The 20,753-nt window shown below is 70.9% G+C and carries 15 protein-coding genes; 7 read left to right on the top strand and 8 right to left on the bottom strand.

Translation table 11 applies throughout. The features are described from left to right. Positions 1 to 53: 53 nt before the first annotated feature. Positions 54 to 1,643: a methylmalonyl-CoA mutase gene (locus PV364_RS06080; RefSeq protein WP_319658636.1), complete on the bottom strand. Its 1,590-nt coding sequence runs from the start codon at positions 1,641 to 1,643 to the stop codon at positions 54 to 56. 120 nt (positions 1,644 to 1,763) lie between these two features. Here PV364_RS06080 and PV364_RS06075 point away from each other — a divergent pair, with 120 nt between their 5' ends. Continuing rightward, positions 1,764 to 2,657, top strand: coding sequence for a L,D-transpeptidase family protein (locus PV364_RS06075; RefSeq protein ID WP_319658635.1), 894 nt, complete (start codon positions 1,764 to 1,766; stop codon positions 2,655 to 2,657). 4 nt (positions 2,658 to 2,661) lie between these two features. Here the strand turns inward: PV364_RS06075 and PV364_RS06070 are convergent, their stop codons facing one another. The 3 genes from PV364_RS06070 to PV364_RS06060 all read right to left on the bottom strand — a co-directional run bounded on the left by PV364_RS06070 (position 2,662) and on the right by PV364_RS06060 (position 4,892). Beyond that, entirely contained in the window at positions 2,662 to 3,099 is a 438-nt protein-coding gene (locus PV364_RS06070) for an SRPBCC family protein (RefSeq protein WP_319658634.1), read from the bottom strand. Between the two features lie 210 nt (positions 3,100 to 3,309). After that, positions 3,310 to 4,263, bottom strand: coding sequence for a hypothetical protein (locus PV364_RS06065; RefSeq protein WP_319658633.1), 954 nt, complete (start codon positions 4,261 to 4,263; stop codon positions 3,310 to 3,312). Next, positions 4,260 to 4,892, bottom strand: a complete 633-nt coding sequence (locus PV364_RS06060) for an RNA polymerase sigma factor (RefSeq protein ID WP_319658632.1) — start codon at positions 4,890 to 4,892, stop codon at positions 4,260 to 4,262. The genes PV364_RS06065 and PV364_RS06060 overlap by 4 nt, the downstream gene beginning before the upstream one ends. Positions 4,893 to 5,789: 897 nt before the next feature. On the opposite strand from PV364_RS06060, the gene PV364_RS06055 reads away from it, so the two are divergent. From PV364_RS06055 to PV364_RS06035, 5 genes are all read left to right on the top strand, one after another. Continuing rightward, complete coding sequence (locus PV364_RS06055; RefSeq protein WP_415924531.1) at positions 5,790 to 6,440, top strand: 2-oxo-4-hydroxy-4-carboxy-5-ureidoimidazoline decarboxylase; 651 nt, start codon at positions 5,790 to 5,792, stop codon at positions 6,438 to 6,440. Positions 6,441 to 6,567: 127 nt separating this feature from the next. Continuing rightward, a complete protein-coding gene (gene sdhC, locus PV364_RS06050; RefSeq protein ID WP_319658631.1) occupies positions 6,568 to 6,948 on the top strand; it encodes a succinate dehydrogenase, cytochrome b556 subunit in 381 nt (126 codons plus the stop codon). Between the two features lie 8 nt (positions 6,949 to 6,956). Then, positions 6,957 to 7,427 (top strand): succinate dehydrogenase hydrophobic membrane anchor subunit, encoded by a 471-nt coding sequence (locus PV364_RS06045; RefSeq protein WP_319658630.1) that lies wholly within the window; start codon positions 6,957 to 6,959, stop codon positions 7,425 to 7,427. A 28-nt stretch (positions 7,428 to 7,455) separates the two neighbouring features. Further along, the gene (sdhA, locus tag PV364_RS06040) at positions 7,456 to 9,210 is read left to right on the top strand and encodes a succinate dehydrogenase flavoprotein subunit (RefSeq protein ID WP_319658628.1); all 1,755 of its coding nucleotides are present in this window, start codon (positions 7,456 to 7,458) and stop codon (positions 9,208 to 9,210) included. Next, positions 9,210 to 9,968, top strand: coding sequence for a succinate dehydrogenase iron-sulfur subunit (locus tag PV364_RS06035; protein WP_319658627.1), 759 nt, complete (start codon positions 9,210 to 9,212; stop codon positions 9,966 to 9,968). Before sdhA ends, PV364_RS06035 begins: the two co-directional genes overlap by 1 nt. 66 nt (positions 9,969 to 10,034) lie before the next feature. Here PV364_RS06035 and PV364_RS06030 read toward each other — a convergent pair whose 3' ends face one another. Next, positions 10,035 to 11,033 (bottom strand): hypothetical protein, encoded by a 999-nt coding sequence (locus PV364_RS06030; protein ID WP_319658626.1) that lies wholly within the window; start codon positions 11,031 to 11,033, stop codon positions 10,035 to 10,037. After that, positions 11,030 to 12,280: a DUF4132 domain-containing protein gene (locus PV364_RS06025; RefSeq protein WP_319658625.1), complete on the bottom strand. Its 1,251-nt coding sequence runs from the start codon at positions 12,278 to 12,280 to the stop codon at positions 11,030 to 11,032. Before PV364_RS06025 ends, PV364_RS06030 begins: the two co-directional genes overlap by 4 nt. A 126-nt stretch (positions 12,281 to 12,406) precedes the next feature. Here PV364_RS06025 and PV364_RS06020 point away from each other — a divergent pair, with 126 nt between their 5' ends. After that, positions 12,407 to 13,636, top strand: a complete 1,230-nt coding sequence (locus tag PV364_RS06020; RefSeq protein ID WP_319658623.1) for a D-alanyl-D-alanine carboxypeptidase family protein — start codon at positions 12,407 to 12,409, stop codon at positions 13,634 to 13,636. A 644-nt stretch (positions 13,637 to 14,280) separates the two neighbouring features. On the opposite strand, the gene PV364_RS06015 is transcribed toward PV364_RS06020, so the two are convergent. Then, positions 14,281 to 14,637: a hypothetical protein gene (locus tag PV364_RS06015; RefSeq protein ID WP_319658622.1), complete on the bottom strand. Its 357-nt coding sequence runs from the start codon at positions 14,635 to 14,637 to the stop codon at positions 14,281 to 14,283. Positions 14,638 to 14,642: 5 nt separating this feature from the next. Next, positions 14,643 to 20,633, bottom strand: a complete 5,991-nt coding sequence (locus tag PV364_RS06010; RefSeq protein WP_319658621.1) for an RHS repeat-associated core domain-containing protein — start codon at positions 20,631 to 20,633, stop codon at positions 14,643 to 14,645. Positions 20,634 to 20,753 lie beyond the last annotated feature (120 nt).

The following is a 20,753-nucleotide window of genomic DNA, read 5'->3' as shown; positions in this document are numbered from 1 at the left end:
CGTACCTGGCCCGCTTCGGCGGCCGACCGGGCGGCAGAGGACGTAGGAAGACGTCAGAGGACGTCGGTGGGGACGTAGGTGCCCCAGACCTCGCGCAACGCGCCGCAGACCTCGCCGACCGTGGCCCGGGCGCGCAGCGCGTCCTTCATCGGATACAGCACGCCCCCCTCGCCCGTCCCGCCCTCCGCGGCCCTGCGCAGCGCGCCCAGCGCCGCCGTGACGGCCCGCCGGTCCCGCCGGGCGCGCAGGGCCGCGAGCCGCTCCACCTGCGCGGCCTCGATCGCCGGGTCGACGCGCAGCGGCCGGTACGGCTCCTCCTCGTCGAGCCGGAAGCGGTTCACCCCGACGACGACCCGCTCACCGGAGTCCGTCTCGCGCGCGATCCGGTAGGCGTTCCGCTCGATCTCCGACTTCTGGAAGCCGCGTTCGATGGCACCGACCGCGCCGCCCATGTCCTCGACCCTGCGCATCAGGTCCACCGCCGCCGCCTCGACCTCGTCGGTCATCGTCTCGACCACGTAGGAGCCGGCGAACGGGTCCACCGTCGCCGTCACGTCGGTCTCGTACGCCAGCACCTGCTGGGTGCGCAGCGCGAGCCGGGCCGACTTCTCGGTGGGCAGCGCGATGGCCTCGTCGAAGGCGTTGGTGTGCAGCGACTGCGTGCCGCCCAGTACCGCCGCCAGGCCCTGGACGGCGACCCGCACCAGGTTCACCTCCGGCTGCTGCGCGGTGAGCTGCACGCCCGCCGTCTGCGTGTGGAAGCGCAGCATCTGCGACCTGGGGTCGCGCGCGCCGAACTCCTCGCGCATCACGCGGGCCCAGATCCGGCGCGCGGCACGGAACTTGGCGACCTCCTCCAGGAGCGTCGTCCGCGACACGAAGAAGAACGACAGCCGGGGCGCGAAGTCGTCCACGTCCATGCCGGCGGCGAGAGCGGTGCGGACGTACGCGATGCCGTCCGCCAGGGTGAAGGCGATCTCCTGCGCGGGCGAGGCCCCGGCCTCGGCCATGTGGTAGCCGGAGATGGAGATCGTGTTCCAGCGCGGGACCTCGGCGCGGCAGTATCGGAACAGGTCCGCCACCAGCCGCAGCGAGGGCGCGGGCGGGAAGATCCAGGTCCCGCGGGCGATGTACTCCTTGAGCACGTCGTTCTGGATCGTGCCGGTGAGCCGGTCGGCGGGGACCCCCTGCTCCTCGCCGACCAGTTGGTACATCAGCAGCAGCAGGGCGGCGGGAGCGTTGATGGTCATCGACGTGGAGACCTCGCCGAGCGGGATGCCGCCGAACAGCACGCCCATGTCCTCGACCGAGTCGATCGCCACCCCGACCCTGCCGACCTCGCCGTGCGCGATCGGGGCGTCGCTGTCGTGGCCCATCTGCGTGGGCAGGTCGAAGGCGACGGACAGGCCGGTCGTACCGTGGGCGATCAGCTGCCGGTAGCGGGCGTTGGACTCCGCGGCGGTGCCGAAGCCGGCGTACTGGCGCATCGTCCAGGGGCGGGTGGTGTACATCGTCGGGTGGACGCCGCGGGTGTACGGGTACCCGCCGGGCTCGCCGAGCCTCTCCGCCGGGTTCCAGCCGTCCAGTGCGGCGGGGCCGTAGACCGGCTCGATCGGCAGACCGGATTCGGACTCGCGTGCCATGCGTCATCCTCCAGGGACTCGCCCCCTGGTCCCAGTGTGCGGCGATGTCCCGGGATGTTGGCGCAACTACATGCCGGGGAAATCAGTCCAAGGGGGTACCGGTTCTCACAGGGGGATGTCATGGCACTCATATCGATCGCCCGATCACGCGCGGCCGCGGCGGCCGCTGCCCTTCTCACCGCGGCGCTGCTGGCCGGCTGCACCGCCCACGCCACCGAGCCCGCGGCCGCCGGCGGCGAGGACGGCCCGCGCCCGGCCGCCACGCCGAGTGCGAGCACCGGCACCTCGTCGGCCCCGACCCCGAGTGCCACCCCGAGCACCCCCCCGACGACCGCGAAGCCGAGCCCGTCCGGCACACCGAAGGCCCCGCACACCGCGCGCCCCGCGGTGGTCGTGGCACCCGGCAGCAACAGCGCCACGGTGCGCGAACTCCAGGCCCGCCTGCGGCAGCTCGGCCTCTTCGACCGGGCCCCCACCGGCTACTACGGCAGCGTCACCAAGGCCGCGGTCCGCACCTTCCAGGGCAAGCACGGCCTGGCCGCCTCCGGCACGGTCACCAAGTCCACCTGGACCACGCTCCGTTCCCTCACCCGGCAGCCCACCCGCGCCGCGATGTACCCGCCGACCGCCAACCCGGTGGGCGAGCTGGACCCGCGCTGCCTGCACGGCCGCGTCCTGTGTGTCAGCAAGACCAGCCGCACCCTGGCCTGGGTGATCGACGGCAGGGTCGTCTCGGCGATGGACGTCCGCTTCGGCTCGCAGTACACGCCCACCCGCGAGGGCACCTTCAGCGTGTTCGCCAAGAGCCGCCACCACGTCTCGACGATCTACCACACGTCCATGCCGTACGCGATGTTCTTCAGCGGCGGCCAAGCGGTGCACTACTCCCCCGACTTCGCGGCGCGCGGCTACGCGGGCGCGTCCCACGGCTGCGTCAACGTACGGGACGTCAACAAGATCTCGGCGCTCTTCGACCAGGTCCGGATCGGCGACAAGGTCGTCGTCCACTGGTGACCGGCTACCGGGGATCCCCGGCGAGCAGGGCGTCCAGCGCGCGCCCGAACACCCGTCGGCCGGCCCACGCCGTGGGCCGGCCGAACGCCTTGGGCAGACCGCGCACCCTCAGGTCCTCGCGCCACACGATCCGCGACCCGGGCCCCGGGTCGCGCGGCCACACCTCGATCTCGGCCCAGCCCAGCACCACCGCGCCCCGCTTCTCCAGCCGGCACCGGCCGGGCCCGCCGCCGGCGTCCGGCGGCTCCCAGCGCACGATCTCCATCGGATCGGCGAAGGACAGCGGGCCGACACCGGTCCGGGCGGTGAAGCCCGCGTCGCCGTCGCGGACGACCGTGGTCAGCGGGACGTGGGCGGCGTGCCGTTCCCAGTCGGTGACCCGTCGCCAGGCCTCGGCGGGTGACAGGGACGACTCGCGCTCGACATGAAAGGTCGTGGTCACGACGGCCAATCTAGGTCTCCGGCCGCCGACGGGAGGGGACGCGGGCAGGGCGGGGGGAAAGCGCCCCGCCCACGTCCCTCGTTGGGGGGCCCGATACGGGGAGACCGGGCTGCCCCTCGACCGATGACCAGTCGGTCTACTGGTTAAAGCGCCCAGGGGGCCGAAAGTGTCACTCTCCGAGCGGCCGGGAGCGGTGGCGGCCGGACGGTGTCACTGGCCGCCGGGGCGGGCCGGCCGCCGCTCACCAGGGCGGTGGTGCGCGCCGGAACGGTTCTTCCCGTTCCCGCCTCCCACGTGGTGCCGCCGGCCGGGGCCGTCGTCCTTGGCGCCGTCCTTGGCGCTGTCCCTGGCGCCGTCCTTGGCGCCGTCCTTGTTCGCCTCGCCGCCGCGCCGGACGTGCGTCGCGAGCACCGTGGCGCAGTAGCGCCGCACCGCGGGCTGGCCGCCGCCGCCCGCCGCCTTGCGCAGCTGCTTCCAGATCTGCTCGTCGGTCTTCCCGCGACGCCAGCCGGCCGCCGCATAGGCACGGCACAGCGCCGTGGGCCCGATCGCCTCGCCGCGGTGCGGCGCGGCGGCCCGCGAAGCCCCGGGCGCACCCGGGACGACGCCGGCGCCCGGCACGGTGCCCGCGGGGAGACCGCGTGAGGACCGCGAGGGCACGGGCTCGCCCGGTGAGACCGCCGGGGTGGCCGGGCGGGTCCCGCCCGTCGCCTGTGGAGCCGCGCCCTGGGTGTGCACCGGGGCGGGCGCCTCGTCCGCACCCCTCAGCAGTACCGGCAACACGCCCGCCGCGGCGGCGAGGGCGACCCCGGCGACCGCCGCGGTGGCCAGCAGGGTGCCGCTGAAGGCCCTGGCGGTCCGGCTCTCGGGCCCGTCGGGGCGCCAGTCGCCCGCGACACGACCGCCGTCCCCTGCCTCGCGGCCGCCGGCGACGGACGGCAGTTCCGGCCCGCCGTCCCGCGCCTCCCGGAACGCGGCGAGGGCCTCCTCCTCGCGGGCCGGGTCGACCGTCGCGGGTGCGGCGGCCGCGGCCAGCATCCGGGCGAGGGCGACGGCACGCGGGTCCGTCCGTGCGGCGCCGGCGGTGCCGTTCCCCGCCGCCCCGCGCAACAGCCTTTCGGCGGTGGTGTCGTCGAGCCAGTCCTGTCCTTTGTTATCGCTCATCTCATGTCCTCAAGCGTTCGAGACGCCGAAAACGTCACACTTGACGACCCGTCGTCGGATTCCAGCAGCTCAGCGAGGCGCCGCAGGCCGCGGCTGGTGGCCATGCGCATCGCCCCGGGCCGCTTGCCCACCACCGCGGCGGCGGCGCGGGAGTCCAGCCCCATCACGACGCGCAGCAGGACCGCCTCGGCCTGGTCCCGGGGAAGGGCCGCGATCGCGGCCAGCGCGGCACCGGTGCCCACCGCGGCGACCGCCTCCTCGGCGGTGTCGGAGCGACCTGGCCGGTCGAGCAGTTCCTCCACCCCCGCGGCGGTCAGCGGGCGGCGGCCCACGGCCCGCAGGTGGTCCAGCGCGCGGTTGCGGGCGATGCGCGCCGCCCAGCCGCGCAGCGCGTCCCCGTCGCCGTGGAACGACGACAGGTCCCGGGCGATCTGCAACCACGCCTCCGATGCCACGTCCTCGGCGTCCCCCACGCCGACCAGCGAGCGTACGTACTGCAGCAGTTGCGGTTGCACCGCTCGGTACACGAACCGGAAGCCGTCCTCGTCCCCTTCTTGCGCCGCGCGTACCGCGGTCGCCAAATCCACGTTCGAGCCTCCCCCTTGGAATCGCGCACCATACTGCCCCATGACACGCGTCCCGACAGGCCCTGGGGGGCGGCTACTCACGGGTCACAAAGCGCGCGAAAGCAGCGGGGATCCCTCCGGCGCGCCGGTGGCCCCGAGGGGTGTGACACTTTCGGCCCGCGGGACGCTGAACAAGACAGAAGCGGCCGAAGACGCTCCTGTGGGGGGAGGCGGACTTCGGCCGCTTCACCTGGGACGGTGACCGCCGGGCCGGTCGACCCGTGAGGCCGGAGCCGCGAATTCCCGCCAGCTTCGTCCCGGCCGGCCCGGATCCCGCGGCTTCCGGCATGCGGACGTCTGGGGCGACCCGTGCCGGGCGCCGATGCGCCGCCGGTGGGGTACGGGAGGGCCGCCGGGCACCATCGGCCCGCGCCGCGGCCGGTCGGACCGCCTCGACGTGCCTGCCGGCACCCGTCCGGTGGAACGGAGCACCAGCAGAATCGTGCGGGTGCCGTGGCAGGCCCCGGCGTCGGTGCCGGCGCGCGGTCACACGATCGGCAGCGCCTGTCCTCTCGTACGACTCGGGTTCACTGCTACTCCGTTCGGGTGAAAGTGGCAGGGCGATGTCCCCGGCTCCGACCCGCCGGTCGCGTACGGCGGTCGCGGCGGCGCACACCGCCGCGCGCTTCGCCCGCATACGCCACATGACCCGACGTTCGCCCCGAAGGGCGCATCCCGCCGTACGAGGTCACCGTGGACGTGCACTTTCGTTCCCGTACGGGTGAAATTCGCGCATCCGTCGTACAGGGCCGAACATACGCCGATACGGTGGCGCTCACGCGCCGTCCACTCCCACGGACGCCCCACGCGTCACCGTCAGTTCCGTCGTCCCCCGCATGACCCGCGGCGCCGCGCAGTCCCCCCACCCCGCAGTCCCCCCGCAGTTCCAGGAGAGCACCGCTGACCAGCGACACTCCGTCCGCCCAGCCGACGACACCGCCGCTGCTCCCGCCGCAGTCCCGCGGCGCCGAGCGCGCGGCCCGGCCGTCCCGTCCGGGACCGCCCCCCGGGCGCCCGCGCGGCGGCCTGGACGGCTTCAACGACGCCCCGCCCGCGGTCGCCGAGGCCGCCCTGCTGGGCTGCTGCGGCAGCCTGCGCTGGGCCCGCCGGGTCGCCGCCCACCGTCCCTACCCGGACGTGGACGCGCTGCTCGCCGCCGCCGACGAGGCCGCTTACGACCTGTCCCCCGCCGACCTGGCCGAAGCCCTCGCGGGCGAGGCCGCGGGCGCCCCGCCGGACATCGCGCCCACCCGCGGCAGCCTCGCCGCGCACACCGCGCTGCGGGCCGCCCAGGCCGCCTACGAGGCCCGCTTCGGCCATGTCTTCGTCGTCAGCCTGGACGGGGTCGACCCCGACGAGACCCTCGGCCAGCTGCTCGCCTCGCTGCGCCGCCGCCTGGGCCACGACCCCGACGAGGAACGCGTGGTCGCCGCCGAGGAGCTGCGCCGGGTGACCCGCACCCGGCTGGCCCGCCTCGCCCGCGGGGACGACCCGGCGGGACAAGGGGTTCCCGGTGGATACACCCACCCGTGCGGGATCGATCACACCTGACGGACCCGGCAGGACGTAGCCGACAGGCCGTCGCTACGATGGCCAGGGCCGGAGGACCGTACCCGGCCGGGCCCGACCGACCAAACGAAGCCGGCAGGCCCCTCACCGCTCCCGGAGGGTTTTTTCCGTGCCGGCTGGAACGTTGTACCGCGGCCGGGAAGGCATGTGGTCATGGGTGGCTCATCGCGTCACCGGTGTCCTCATCTTCTTCTTCCTGTTCGTCCATGTCCTCGACACCGCACTGGTGCGGGTCTCCCCCGAGGACTACGACAAGGTCGTCGACACCTACAAGCAGCCCATCGTCAGCCTTCTCGAATACGGGCTGGTCGCCGCTGTCCTCTTCCACGCTCTGAACGGCCTGCGCGTCATCGCCGTCGACTTCTGGTCCAAGGGCCCGAAGTACCAGAAGCAGATGCTGTGGTCGGTCGTCGGAATCTGGGTCGTCCTGATGATCGGGGCGATCTACCCCGTCCTCGGTCACGCCGCTCGAGTGCTGTTCGGGAGCTGAGTCCATTCATGTCCGCAACCGACCACGTGGAGCTCAGCTCCTCCAGCGCCGCCTACGGCCCTGACAACCCGGCTCCCTTCATCGAGGCGCCGCGCGCCCGTTCGAAGCGCACGCCGCGCGCCACCCGGACCAACTTCGAGCTGTACGGCTGGCTGTTCATGCGCCTGTCCGGCATCGTGCTCGTGGTCCTGGTCCTCGGCCACCTGCTGATCCAGCTCGTCCTCGACGGCGGCGTGACTAAGGTCGGCTTCGCCTTCGTGGCCGGCCGCTGGGCGTCCCCCTTCTGGCAGACCTGGGACCTGATCATGCTGTGGCTGGCCATGCTGCACGGCGGCAACGGCCTGCGCACCGTGATCAACGACTACGCCGAGCGGGACAACACCCGGTTCTGGTTGAAGATGCTGCTGTACACGGCGACGGCGTTCACCATTCTCCTCGGCACGCTGGTGATCTTCACCTTCGATCCGAACATCCGCTAGCCAGGGCTGGACAGGGAAGCGACCCCCCATGCAGATCCACAAGTACGACACCGTCATCGTCGGCGCGGGCGGCGCCGGCATGCGCGCCGCCATCGAGGCGACGAAGCGCAGCCGCACCGCCGTGCTGACGAAGCTCTACCCCACCCGCTCCCACACCGGCGCGGCCCAGGGCGGCATGGCCGCCGCCCTCGCCAACGTCGAGGAGGACAACTGGGAGTGGCACACCTTCGACACGATCAAGGGCGGTGACTACCTGGTCGACCAGGACGCCGCCGAGATCCTGGCGAAGGAGGCCATCGACGCGGTCCTCGACCTCGAGAAGATGGGCCTGCCCTTCAACCGCACGCCCGAGGGCCGGATCGACCAGCGCCGCTTCGGCGGGCACTCCCGCAACCACGGCGAGGCCCCGGTCCGCCGCGCGTGCTACGCGGCCGACCGCACCGGTCACATGATCCTCCAGACGCTGTACCAGAACTGCGTCAAGGAGGGCGTGGAGTTCTTCAACGAGTTCTACGTCCTGGACCAGCTGCTGGTCGAGGAGGACGGCGTCAAGAAGTCCGCCGGCGTGGTCGCCTACGAGCTGGCCACCGGCGAGATCCACGTCTTCCAGGCGAAGTCGGTCGTCTATGCCTCCGGCGGCACCGGCAAGTTCTTCAAGGTCACCTCCAACGCGCACACCCTCACCGGTGACGGCCAGGCCGCCGTCTACCGCCGCGGTCTGCCGCTGGAGGACATGGAGTTCTTCCAGTTCCACCCGACGGGCATCTGGCGCATGGGCATCCTGCTGACGGAGGGCGCCCGCGGTGAGGGCGGCATCCTCCGCAACAAGGACGGCGAGCGCTTCATGGAGAAGTACGCGCCGGTCATGAAGGACCTCGCCTCGCGCGACGTCGTCTCCCGCGCGATCTACACCGAGATCCGGGAGGGCCGCGGCTGCGGTCCCGAGGGCGACCACGTCTACCTCGACCTCACCCACCTGCCCCCGGAGCAGCTGGACGCCAAGCTCCCGGACATCACGGAGTTCGCGCGCACCTACCTCGGCATCGAGCCCTACACGGACCCGATCCCGATCCAGCCCACCGCGCACTACGCCATGGGCGGCATCCCGACCAACGTCCAGGGCGAGGTCCTCGCGGACAACACCACCGTGGTCCCGGGCCTGTACGCCGCCGGCGAGGTCGCCTGCGTCTCCGTGCACGGCGCCAACCGCCTCGGCACCAACTCGCTGCTCGACATCAACGTCTTCGGGCGCCGCGCCGGCATCGCCGCCGCGGACTACTCGGCCACCGCCGACTACGTCGAGCTCCCCGAGAACCCGGCCGAGCTGGTCGAGAGCCAGGTCGAGACGCTGCGCGCCTCCACCGGCAACGAGCGGGTGGCGACGCTCCGCAAGGAGCTGCAGGAGACCATGGACGCCAACGTCATGGTCTTCCGCACCGAGCAGACCATCAAGACCGCGGTCGAGAAGATCGGCGAGCTGCGCGCGCGGTACAGGAACGTCTCGATCCAGGACAAGGGCCGGCGCTTCAACACCGACCTGCTGGAGGCCATCGAGCTGGGCAACCTGCTCGACCTCGCCGAGGTCATGGCGGTCTCCGCCCTGGCTCGCAAGGAGTCCCGCGGCGGTCACTACCGCGAGGACTACCCGAACCGCGACGACGTCAACTTCATGCGGCACACGATGGCGTACCGCGAAGTGGGTGCCAACGGCACCGAAGCGATCCGTCTCGACTACAAGCCGGTCGTGCAGACCCGCTACCAGCCCATGGAGCGTAAGTACTGATGAGCACCGCGACCCTCGACAAGGTCGAGGCCGAGGCCCAGGCCTCGCCCTACATCACCGTCACCTTCCGGATCCGCCGGTTCAACCCGGAGGTCTCCGCGGAGCCCACGTGGCAGGACTTCCAGCTCGAGATCGACCCCAAGGAGCGGGTCCTCGACGGCCTGCACAAGATCAAGTGGGACCTGGACGGCACGCTGACGTTCCGTCGGTCCTGCGCCCACGGCATCTGCGGCTCCGACGCCATGCGCATCAACGGCCGCAACCGCCTGGCCTGCAAGACCCTCATCAAGGACATCAACCCGGAGAAGCCCATCACGGTCGAGCCCATCAAGGGCCTGACGGTCCTGAAGGACCTGATCGTGGACATGGACCCGTTCTTCCAGGCCTACCGGGACGTGATGCCCTTCCTGATCACCAAGGGCAACGAGCCGACCCGCGAGCGCCTGCAGTCCCCCGAGGACCGCGCGCGCTTCGACGACACGACCAAGTGCATCCTGTGCGCCGCGTGCACGTCGTCCTGCCCGGTGTTCTGGAACGACGGCCAGTACTTCGGTCCGGCGGCCATCGTCAACGCGCACCGCTTCATCTTCGACTCGCGTGACGAGGCGGGCGAGCAGCGCCTCGAGGTGCTGAACGACAAGGACGGCGTGTGGCGCTGCCGCACCACGTTCAACTGCACCGACGCCTGCCCGCGCGGCATCGAGGTCACCAAGGCCATCCAGGAGGTGAAGCGCGCGCTCATCACGCGTCGCTTCTGATCCCGCCTCCCCAGGTCCGCCCGAGGGCCCCGCACCCGTTTCACCGGGTGCGGGGCCCTCGGCCGTTCACCTCGTCAGCGCGTTCTGGATCTGCCTGCGGGTGACCGTGTGGCTGACACTCCCGGCAAGCCTGCGCAGCTCCTCCTGCCCGGCCCCGCAGGCCAGGCGGGCCAGGGCGCGCACCCCGGCGCCGGCGACGACGTTCTTGACCGGTGACCGTTCGACGAGGGCGCCCAGCGTGCGGACCGTCTCCGGGTGCGGGGGCAGCGCCGGGGACGACAGCAGCCACGCGAGGCCGCGGACGCCGGTGAGGTTCCAGGGGTCGTGGCCGCCCCCGCGGGCGCTGCCGCCGTGGACGGCGAGGGCGAGCCATGGGGTGACGGTCCGGCGCACGGTCCCGGCGTCGATACCGTCGAGGACCGCCGCGGCCGCCCGGTCCCAGCGCTCGCTGGGAGCCGGCTTCGCGGCACGCAGATGCGGGATCAACCGCCGCCATCCCTCGCCGAGTTGCGGCAATTGCGCGAGGACGCGGTCGGCCCAGGGCTCGCCGGGGTTCACGGGCGGCTCCGGCAGGCGGTCCAGGAGCATGCCCGCCCAGTCGAGGCAGCCGTCGTCAGCGGATCTGCGGAGCAACCCGACCACCTCGCCCGACAGGGGCCGTCCGGCGTCGAGCAGGGCCTCGGCGAGGGCGGGCAGTTCGTCGCTGGTGCCCGAGGAGTACCAGCGACGCGCCCAGCCCTCCAGGAGGGCGTTCCATTGTTCGCACCACGCCTGGTGCGGGAAGCCCCGCGAGATCACGGCCAGCAGCACCATGCCACTTCGACGCGCGTCTCCGGCACAGGCGGCGCCACCGATACGCGCGACGACGACCCCGGCCAGAGCCCGGCGCCGCTCCTCGGGCATGGCCCGCAGGACGGCCGCCGTCCGGTGGCCGACGCCCTCGCTCCGGTGCAGCAACTCGTCGGCGAGAGCGGCCGGTTCCCCCTGTGCGGCGAGGCGGGCCACGAGGCCGGCCCGGTCCGGGTCCTCCCAGGGCGAGGGACGGTACGTGCGCGCCGGGCTCACAGCTGCGCCACGATCGTCGGGTCGGTGATCTCGCTGTCGCGTGCGAGCAGTTGCGCCGTGCCGAGGACGACCGACAGCATGCGGTCGCCCTCGTGGGGAAGCCAACTCGGCTGCGTGGCACGGGAGCCGGCCGTCGCGAGGGGCAGGTGGCGGTCGCCGGGCAGGAGTACGCGGCCGGAGCCGAGGTGGATCCGGTAGGCATGACGGACTCCGCTGACGTGCAGAAACCGGCCCTCGGTGCGACAGCGGTCCCCCACGGCGAGGCGCGGCAGGAGGCGGGTCAGTACGTCGCGGCGGGTCCGGGCGGCCGGGGTGAGCTCCCCGAAGGCGCAGGAGGCCCACAGGGCGCGGTCCTGACCACCCGCGGGGGCGGCGTCGTTGCCGATACCGGCGGCGTCCACGAGCAGGCCGACGTCCCGCCCGACCTCGCTGACGACGAGCGGCGGAACGCCGGCGGACCCGAGCGGGTGGAACCGCGGCACACCCGGGGCCAGGGCCCGGCCCCCCGCGTACGGCACGGCCTCGATCGGCAGCTCCGCGCGCACCCCCCAGTGCGTCAGGTCGCGCGTGGCGGAGCCGCGGGCGCCGTCGCCCGGCGTGTACCGCCACCCGAGGGCGCGGGCCCGCGCGTCGAACCGGTCCTCACGCAGAAGGTGCCCTGCGGCAGGTTCGGCGGCGCAGACCTCGCGGTGGGCCTGCGGGAAGGGCTGCGTGATGCCGTGCCGCTCCAGCCGGGTACGCCAGGCGGCGACCTCCGCGCGGTCCCGGCCGAGCGGATGCCACAACTCCACCGCCCGGCCCGCGTCGACCCGCTCCCCCGTCAGCGTGCGCAGCGCTCCGTCCGTGTGGGCGCACGCCGCACCGTCCACCGTCCACAGCAGGCGCCGGGCGAGCGTTCCCACGAGCGGGTGGTCGAGGCACCGCTCCCGCCACGCGTCGTACGCCCACGGGCGGCCCCGCAGGAACTCCCGCTCCAGCCGGGCGGCCTGGGCCGCCAGCGCCTGCTCTATGTCCCGCACGGCGGCCCGCAGCGGCGCCAGCTCCCCCGCGTGCTCCCGCCGCACGCACCCCGGCACCCCCCGTACAGCCCTGCCCGCGGCATCCCGCCAGCCCAGCGCCACCTTCCCGCCCCGTACCTCCAGCTCGGCGCTCACCCCGCCCAGCCGCCACACGCCCCGCCCCAGGCCGCTCAGCCCGTACGCGGGAACGGCCTGCTCCGTCTCCCCGACGACCGTTCCAGTCCCCATGTCCGCGAGCGTAGAGAGGGGGACTGACAGCGGACCCCCGTCCACCACCGTCCGAACGAGTGCCACTTTCCGCCGGGACCCGCCCCCTGTTCCCCGTCGGGGCGCCATCGCTTGTACGGTCTTGCGGTGCGCGACTTCCCCCCCATCTCACGTCGCGGCGCGCTCGGCTTGGCAGCGGCCGCCCTCCCCTCCGCCCTTCTGGCGTCCGGCTCCGCCGCGGCCGCCGGCAGATCCGTGATCGGCGGTGAGCGGCTGGCCCGTTCCGGGGTCCAGGTGGACGGCGGCGCGCCGGACCTGCCGGAGACGAACTCGCTGTCGTGGGTCGTGGCGGACGCCGGTTCCGGCGAGGTGCTGGCGGCGTACAACGCGCATCGCAGGATGCCGCCGGCGAGCACGCTGAAGATGCTGTTCGCGGACACGGTGCTGCCGAAGTTCGACCGGTCGCTGAGGCACCGGGTGACGGCGGAGGACCTCGCGGACATAGGAGCGGGGAGCAGCCTGGTCGGGATCGAGGCGGGGATCACGTACACCGTCGAGCAGTTGTGGCTCGGGGTGTTCCTCCGGTCGGGGAACGACGCGGTGCACGTGCTCTGCTCCATGAACGGCGGCGTGGACAGGACCGTGCGGGAGATGCGGGCCCGGGCGCTGGAGCTGCAGGCGAACGACACGCACGTGGTGAGCCCGGACGGCTACGACACGCCGGGACAGCTGTCGTCGGCGTACGACCTGACGCTGTTCGCGCGGGCCGGGCTGCGCAATCCGGACTTCCGGGACTACTGCCGGACCCAGGTGGCGCACTTCCCCGGGGAGCACGGCAGCACGTTCGAGATCCAGAACACCAATCGGCTGCTGGGGCGCTACCAGGGCGTGATCGGCGTGAAGAACGGCTACACGACGAACGCCGGCAACACCTTCACCGGCGCGGCGGAGCGCGACGGCAGGACGCTGCTCGTCACCGTGATGCACCCGGAGTCGGGGTACGACGAGGTCTACAAGGAGGCCGCCGCGCTGCTGGACTGGGGGTTCGGCGCGACGGGCCGGGTGACCCCGGTAGGGGCGCTGGTGCCGCCGCTCAGCGAGCTGAAGTCGTCCCCGACGCCGCGCGGCGGCGGCGAGGTGAGCGCGACGACGGCGGCGAAGGGCTCCGGGTGGTTCGGGCCGGGGGCGGAGGCGGGGCTGGTGGCGCTGGTCGCGGCCTTCATCCTGGCGATCCGCCGGCGTCCGCGGCCGAGGGCCGTGGCGGAGGGCGGCCGGCGGCGCGCGGGCGGCGGCAACCGGTCGACCGGGCGTACCCCTGAGCGCACGAGCGCACCGAGCACCGAACACACCGGCAGGCGTCGACGGCGCCCCTCGTAACCTGCGCCGGGCACCGCCATAACACTACAGTTGGTGGTTCACATGACATGGCGGCTGTTGGCTCGTCTGTCGATTCGTGGGACTGCGATTACCGCTGGGCGTGATGGGAAACGGACGAGGTGAGCGAGGCCGGAGTCCGGGCGCTGGAGTGAGAATCGGAGACGCTTTGCGCTTCGGTGGCGCATGTCTTCGCGCGTCCGGGCTCCCGCGAGGAACGCTCGTGATCAGTACACCTAGGCCCTCCGAGGGTCCTCCGGGGCTTCTCTGCGCCAGGCGGGACCTGGGACTTCTCGCCGTGGCAGGCGCCGCACACCTCGTATAGGTGATCGCCGACCCGCGCGGCCGGTCCCGGCTCTGCGGGCTCACCGAGTGCGGCGGGCTGCCTCTTGGCCCTCGGCCAAGGAGCACCTCGAACTGCGGGACGTGCTAAAGGGAAAACGACGAGAGGTCGGTGCGCGCGATCACAACCCGCCACCTCGGCCATTCCGCGGCCTGTGGGGCCGCGGGGCCGCGGGGCCGGCTGGGAGACCGGGGGGCGAGGGCCAGGCACACCGGTCACCTGCGAACGCCGGTCTCGCGCATCCCGACAAAACGAGCGGCGGCCCCAGCGGGAAAGCCGGTGGGGCCGCCGCTCGGCCTACATGTCAGCTCTGTCGCAACCCCTCCGGGATCAGGTGCGGTGCGCGGGCTCCGAGGATGCCAAGCACCTCTCGAATGGCCGGCCCACGGAGTTCGGAGAAGAACTCCTCGTCGATCCGGTCCTCCCGGGCCCAGATTCCCGCGAGGGACTCCGCGCACATCTGGGCCAGGACACTGCTGAAGTCCTCGCGTCGCAGGATCTCAAAGATCGACTGTTCGAACCGGGGACCGGAGTGGAGGTCCAGATCCATTGCCGCGTCGAGCTGGTCCGCCTCAGGGGCGTCCGGGTCGTTGAGAATCGCGATCAACTGGAACCCAACGGGGTCGTCGGGTGGTGGCGTCGTCGACATCGACTCGACCATTCCTTTCAGAAGAGATCCTTGATGCCGTCGGCAATACTCTCACCGACGCCACTGCCGATGATGCCGCCCGCAAGTCCGCCAACGACCGCACCGACCCCGGTACCGACCGGGCCGAAGAACGTGCCGATGGCCGCACCGGTCTCCGCTCCGTACGCCGCGCCGGCCAGGCCGCCCGCGAGGCCCGCCGCGTCGCGGGTCGCCGTGCTGACCTTCTGATCGCTCGGCGCCGAGGCCACGTCGTATGCGTCGTAGGCTACCGCCGCACCGACCATCAGTTTGCCGCCGATACGCACGCCAGCCCTCAGCAGATCGATGCCACCTGGCTTCACCCAAGGCTCGTCGAGCGGGATGTGCCCGAGGTTGGCGTTGGGGTCGGAAGATCCGAGTAGTGCGTCGTGCTTGCTTCCTTCTTGTGCCGTGAACGGATTGGTGTACTTGCCGTCGAGATCGAGGCGGGCGGAGACGCGAGGCTGACCGCTGCCGGCATGCAAACCCGGCCCGGTACTCGCCTCAAACTTGAGCTGAAGCATCCAGACGTACTTGCCGTCGACGTCGTAATAGCCCCACTTCTCGACGGGGCTGTTCGGCTTCTTGACCCATCCCATGGACTTCGCCCAGTTCCGCAGCCATGAGGCATTGCGCTGCGAGTTGGTGAGCATCTTGACCAGGTTGGTGCCCGCGTGGACCCCGGCGACCGAGCCGTTGACGATCACCGATGACGGGGTGCTGCTGGAACCGTTGTTTCCGCTGCCACCGCTGCCGGTGCCACCGCCATTGAACATCGCGCCGCCCGTGGGGTCGGCCGTGCCGTCGGCCTTCTCCGCGCTGCAGTAGATGTCGGGGTCGCTGCACTTGTCACCCGCGTGCCCGCACGTGAGTCCTCCGCACGGATCGGTGCCGGCGGGGTCGGACAGTGTGACGGGATTGTCGTTGGCATAGGCGTAGCCGTTGAGCGACTGTGGCTCAGCGGTGTTCAGCAGAGGGTCTGCGCTGATGAAGCGGCCGAGAGCGGGGTCGTATTTGCGGGCGCCGACGTCCGTGTAGCCAGTGCTCGTGTCCTTCGGCTTGCCGAGATAGGCGCGTGTGGGATCGGGCCAACTCGTGCTGTTGGCGCTGGCTCTCGACTGTCCGTAAGGCGTGTACTGCTGACGGGCGACCTGTTGGGTGGTTGCGTCCATGGCCAGGGTCGCCGAGCCGTTCGCATCGGAGAACACGTACTTGAGGCCACCGCCCGACAGGCTGGAGCGCACTGCGACGGGTTGTCCGGTGCCACCACCATGGATGTAGCTGCGGACCCCGCCGAGCAGAACGTTCGGTGTGACGCCGGTGTTGACGACGATCTGGGTATCGCCCGCGAACAGGGTGGTTTGTGTCGGGTCGCGGCGGATGAGCTGATTGCCGTCGGCGTCGTAGAGGTACTTGGTGACCGTCGGGCTCGCGCCGGTGGTGTCAACCTCGGCCAGATGGCCCTCGTCGTCCCAGTTCAGGCTCTGTCCGGGGCCGCTCGCAGGAGTGCGGGTGAGCAGGTTGCCCGCGGTGTCGTACACGAAGTGGGTCGGGCTGGCGCCTCCCGTGGTGTCGGTCAGGGTGTGGGGCTGGGCGCCGGTGGCGTTGCAACCGGCGGTGCAGCCGTTGACGTAGCCGAGCGTGGTGGTGGTGCCCGATCCGATCGCGTGGTCGACTGTCTGCAACCGGTCGCCGACCGCGTCGTAGCTGTAGGACTGCCAGTAGGAACCGGCGGTGGCGGCCAAAGTACCGCTGGTGGGCGGATTGGCCCGGCAACTGTCCGTCGCTGTCCAGGCCGAGGCCAGCCGGTTCAGGGTGTCGTAGCCGAAGCACTGCTGGTCAGTGACGGTGTTGCCGGTCTCCGACTGCCGGTCCGTGATGGAGGTCGGGTTTCCGGCATCGTCATAGGTGTACGCGGTGTCGTCGACGGTGGGGCCAGGCGCCTGGGTGCGCGAGATCAGGCGGTCGGTCGGTCGGCGGGTCTGGTCGTCGTAGCTGTAGGTGGCCCAGGCCGGGTTGGTCGAGGCACCCAGGGTGACCTGGGAGGGCTCGGCGTAGTTCGTGTACGTGGTGGCGCCCACGTACGTGTTGATACTGCTTCCCGTGGTGGTGGGGTTGCCCAGCGCGTCACGGCCGTAGGTGATGACCTCGCTGTTCAGCGACCCGACGCGCGGGTCGGTCTGTGTCTTCAGTAGCTGGTCATTGCCGGTGTACGTATAAGTCGTGGTGTACGTCGACGGCAGCGGCGTCTCGGATGCGGGCAGGGTGATCTTGGTACCGGTGGACTTACCGAGGCTGGTGTACCCGGTGGTGGCCACCGTGTAGCCGCCGGTCACGCCCTGGACGTTGCGCGTCGAAGAAGTGAGCCTTCCGATCCGCAGGGTGTCGTACGTCCAGGATGCGAACTGGAAGTCCTTTTGGGCCTTGTCAGTGCCGGCAAGCTTGCGACCCAGCAGGTCGTAGGTGTAGTCCAGCTCGACGTTGCGCGCGTCGGTGGTGGAGACGAGGTTGCCGGCGTCGTCGAAGCCGTACTTGCTCAGTCCGGTGTCGGGGTCCGTCTGGGAGGTCTTGCGGCCCAGCAGGTCGTACCCGAACTTCCAGATCGCCTTGTCAGCTCCGGTCACCTGTTCTTGCCGGCCTGCCTTGTCGTAGCCGTACGTGGTGGCCGAGGGAGTGCCGCCGGTGGCGGTGAATCCGGTCGCGGCCGAGCCGGACATGGACGGAACGGTGGTGTACTGGTCGAGTTCCGTGCGCTGGCCTCGTGCATTGACCACAGTAGTGGTCGCCACGCCGCCCTTGGGCGGCACGACCGTGGTCCGGTCGCCTGTGTAGGCGGTGGTGGTGGACGCGGTCTTGCTTCCGGCGTGCTCCTCGGTGACCAGGCCGGGACGGCCCTGACCGTCTCGGTCCGTCACCGTGGTGTCCGGGATGGACACCTGCGAGACGGATATCAGGCTGTTGCCGGGGTTGCCGGCGACGTTGTAGGCGTTGTTGGTGACGACCGTCCAGCCGTGCGAGTCGTACTGGGTGTCCGACACCGTCGTCGTGCCGTTCTCGGCGGTGTCCTGTGTCTGCAGCGTGCGCAACAGCGCGTCGTACAGCGTCTCACTCGTGCGGTATCCGCCGTTGTCGATGAGGGAGTTCTCGGTGACGACGGAGGGCGCGCTCTGGGACAGCCTGTAGGAGTAAGTCATGTTCGCAGGAGCGCTGTTGGCCTTGGCCTCGTTCGGCAGCCATACGGCCGTGAGGCGACCGAGCGCGTCATAGGTGAGCGAGGTCAGCAGACCCGCCTCGTCGGCCTTGGCCACCGGGAGCGCTCTGGCTGGGTCGAGCGTCGTAGTACTGACCTGGCAATCCTTGGAACTGGTGCTGCCAGTCGTGCAGGCTGCTCCGGGGGTCACCTGGGTGGCGGTGACGGTGCTGGTCGGCAGGGCGCCGCTGGTCGGGTTGAAGGCGGTGGTGACGGTCTGCGCGAGGCTCTTGCCGTCCGGTGCAGTGGAGTGGGGGGTGCGGACGGTCGTGGTCGCGCGGCCGTACGCGTCGTAGGTGGTGTCGGTTTCGTCGACGAATGCGGTGGCGGTGGCGCCGTTGGCGGCCGAAGCCTTCTGCACCAAGGTGACGTCGGGGTGATCGGGCAGGGCCGGGCTCTGTTGACCGTCGCCGTCATAGGCGAAGGGGTTCTTGTCATAGGAAGTGCGAATGTCGGAGATCAATGTCCCGCTGGGGGTGGCACCGGCCGTGGCGCAGTCCTGTGCCGTGGTGATCGTCTCGGCGGGCAGCGTCAGCAGTGGGCTGGTGCCGGAGAGGTAGCGGGTGTAGGTGCACTTGGCGACGTTGTCGCTTTCGGTGACGGCGCCCCGGTCGTCGGTCTGTACCGGCATACCGGTCGTCGACTTGCCCAGCGTCCGGTTGTAGAACGTGTCGGTCTCAGTCCTGCGCCAGCCGTTCGACACCGCACTGCGGGTCAGCGACTTGGCGCCGCGGACCATCTGAGCCGTCAGATCCGGCAGCCCGCTGCGTGACCGGGAGGCCGTGGGGCCGATGATCGTGGGAACGGAGACGACAGCCGTGGCGAGGGTGCCACCGGCGGCTGTGAAGCCGTCGGTCTCGAAGACCTGCCCTGCCAGGGCGTTGTCGTCCGTCACGCTGACCGTGCCGTCCTGGCTGGTCAGGTCGGGTACCGAGCGGGTCTTACCGCCGGGCAGCGTGTCCCCGTTCATGCCGAGGAAGTAGTACGTCTTGGTGAGAGTCCTCTGGTCGTGGACATCGACACCGTTCGTCTTGTGGAAGACATTCGGGTCACCCGTGGTGACGTCCACCTCGGGATAGCCGCGGAACTGGCCCCAGGTACGGTTCTTGGCCTTGACGACCTCGTTGTCGTCGTAGTGCCAGCCGGGGTTGCCCTTATAGGCGTAGTCCGTCTCCAGGACCGGCTGGGTGCCGTCCTGGTAGGAGTTGTGCGGGTCGGTCGTGACGACCGAGGAGACCTTGTACTTGTAGAACCAGTCCATCCACGGCGCCGGCTGCCCCGTCGGGGTCCAGTACACCGGGAAGCAGGAAAGCGTGTTGGTGGATGCGAAGGACTTTGCCGCCGCGTCCGTCGGGTCGTCCGGATCACTCGCCGGGGCGCTGGAGCAGTCGGGACGGTCGTAGGTGACGGTCGTCTGGGCTCCGGTCTCGCTTGTGACCGTCTGAATTCGGTCGTGGTACATCAGCGGCATCTGTGGGATCGTCCCGACCCGGTTGGGCAGTTGCAGCGGCGGGTCGAAACTCACCGCCGGAGTCGAGGTGCTACCCGAAGCCCCGCCCAGCGTGTCAAGACCGGTGCGCTGCACCGAGTCGAGCCACAGGGTGGGGGCGTGGTCACCGCCGTCGGGGAACGACTGCGTGAAGCTGTACTTGTCGACCTGCTTGGTCGCGCCCGCCACCTGGACCTGGGTGGTGATCGACGTCAGACGCTTGCGCGACCAGAAACTCGGGCCGTGGGTTGTGCAGTTCGTGGAACCAGCCGTGCAGTTCAGGTCCACCGGCACGTCCGGCCAGTAGGCGGCGTTGGCGGGGGTGAACTGACCGTCAGCGCAGGTGTTCCCGGCGGGGGTGCCTGGGATGCAGCGCTCGGCGGTGTCGAAGAGGATCTGTTCTGGGGCGGTGCTCGAGTAGACCGTCGAGGACGTCATGCCGTAGTCGATGCGTGCCAGGGTGCCGCCACGGACGTAGGAGACCGCGTCGTTCTTCATGTCCGCGCCGTAGTAGCCCGTCTCCGGGCTGTAGTACCAGGCACTGGCGTTGCCGTGGGTGTCCACGGCGTAGTCCAGGTTGAAGCGGTAGCCCAGCGTGCAGGAGGTGTCCGCGAAGGCCGAGCCGTCCGGGCAGTCGGAGACGCCACTGTGCGCGTGGTAGACCGGCATGGTCCAGACGGACTTGGTCTCGTCCTTACCAGCGGACCACCCCGGCAGCCGGTTGTAGCCGAAGAAGTACTGCACACCCCCTTCGGTGACCTTGAAGTACTCCTTGTCGGCAGTGCCGTTTGTGGCGCCGGTCAGGTCCTCCACTTTGGTGACTGCGTCGTCCTGAGCCGGGTGAAAGGTCTTGGTAGCGTCGTCGTAGACCAACTGCGTCGACTTGCCGTTCAGGGACAGGGTAAGGATCTGACCGGCCCAGCACCGGTCGCCGTCGTTCTTAGGCGCGCCCGAGGAGGAGTCGTCGTCACACGACTTGTAAGTGCGCTCGACGTAGTTCTCGCTCGACGCCCAGCCGTCACCCAGCCACGAGGACTGGTTGTTCGTCCCCTCGGTCCGTGCGTCCTGGCCAGCCGAGTCGTACGACAGGTCCACCTTGGGTGTCACGCCGCCGATCGAGGCGGGCACCGTGATCGGGTAGCTGTAGGTGAAGGCACCGGTGTTGCCCGACGTCGACCACGACCCTGCCGGTGACAGGCTCGTGGCCGTGTAGTCGCCTGACGAACCCGACGTGTCCGATGTCGCCGCCATGACCGTCAGCGCACCGCCGGAGGCCGTCGCCGACTTCGCAGATCCGGTGACACGGTCTGTCGCGGCGGCTGTGCTCGCCACGGTGAGCTGCGCGGACAACGGCGCTCCCGGCGCGCTGCG

This window comes from Streptomyces sp. MI02-7b, assembly GCF_033793585.1.
Lineage (GTDB): Bacteria > Actinomycetota > Actinomycetes > Streptomycetales > Streptomycetaceae > Actinacidiphila.
Note: the sequence above shows the minus strand (reverse complement) of the source record. Positions and strands in the feature narration are given on the sequence as shown.

Coding starts and splice junctions, on each gene's coding strand:
- PV364_RS06080 (WP_319658636.1), bottom strand. CDS start 1,643: ATGGCACGCGAGTCCGAATCCGGTCTGCCGATCGAGCCGGTCTACGGC.
- PV364_RS06075 (WP_319658635.1), top strand. CDS start 1,764: ATGGCACTCATATCGATCGCCCGATCACGCGCGGCCGCGGCGGCCGCT.
- PV364_RS06065 (WP_319658633.1), bottom strand. CDS start 4,263: ATGAGCGATAACAAAGGACAGGACTGGCTCGACGACACCACCGCCGAA.
- PV364_RS06060 (WP_319658632.1), bottom strand. CDS start 4,892: ATGGGGCAGTATGGTGCGCGATTCCAAGGGGGAGGCTCGAACGTGGAT.
- PV364_RS06045 (WP_319658630.1), top strand. CDS start 6,957: ATGTCCGCAACCGACCACGTGGAGCTCAGCTCCTCCAGCGCCGCCTAC.
- sdhA (WP_319658628.1), top strand. CDS start 7,456: ATGCAGATCCACAAGTACGACACCGTCATCGTCGGCGCGGGCGGCGCC.
- PV364_RS06035 (WP_319658627.1), top strand. CDS start 9,210: ATGAGCACCGCGACCCTCGACAAGGTCGAGGCCGAGGCCCAGGCCTCG.
- PV364_RS06025 (WP_319658625.1), bottom strand. CDS start 12,280: ATGGGGACTGGAACGGTCGTCGGGGAGACGGAGCAGGCCGTTCCCGCG.
- PV364_RS06015 (WP_319658622.1), bottom strand. CDS start 14,637: ATGGTCGAGTCGATGTCGACGACGCCACCACCCGACGACCCCGTTGGG.
- PV364_RS06010 (WP_319658621.1), bottom strand. CDS start 20,633: ATGGCGGCGACATCGGACACGTCGGGTTCGTCAGGCGACTACACGGCC.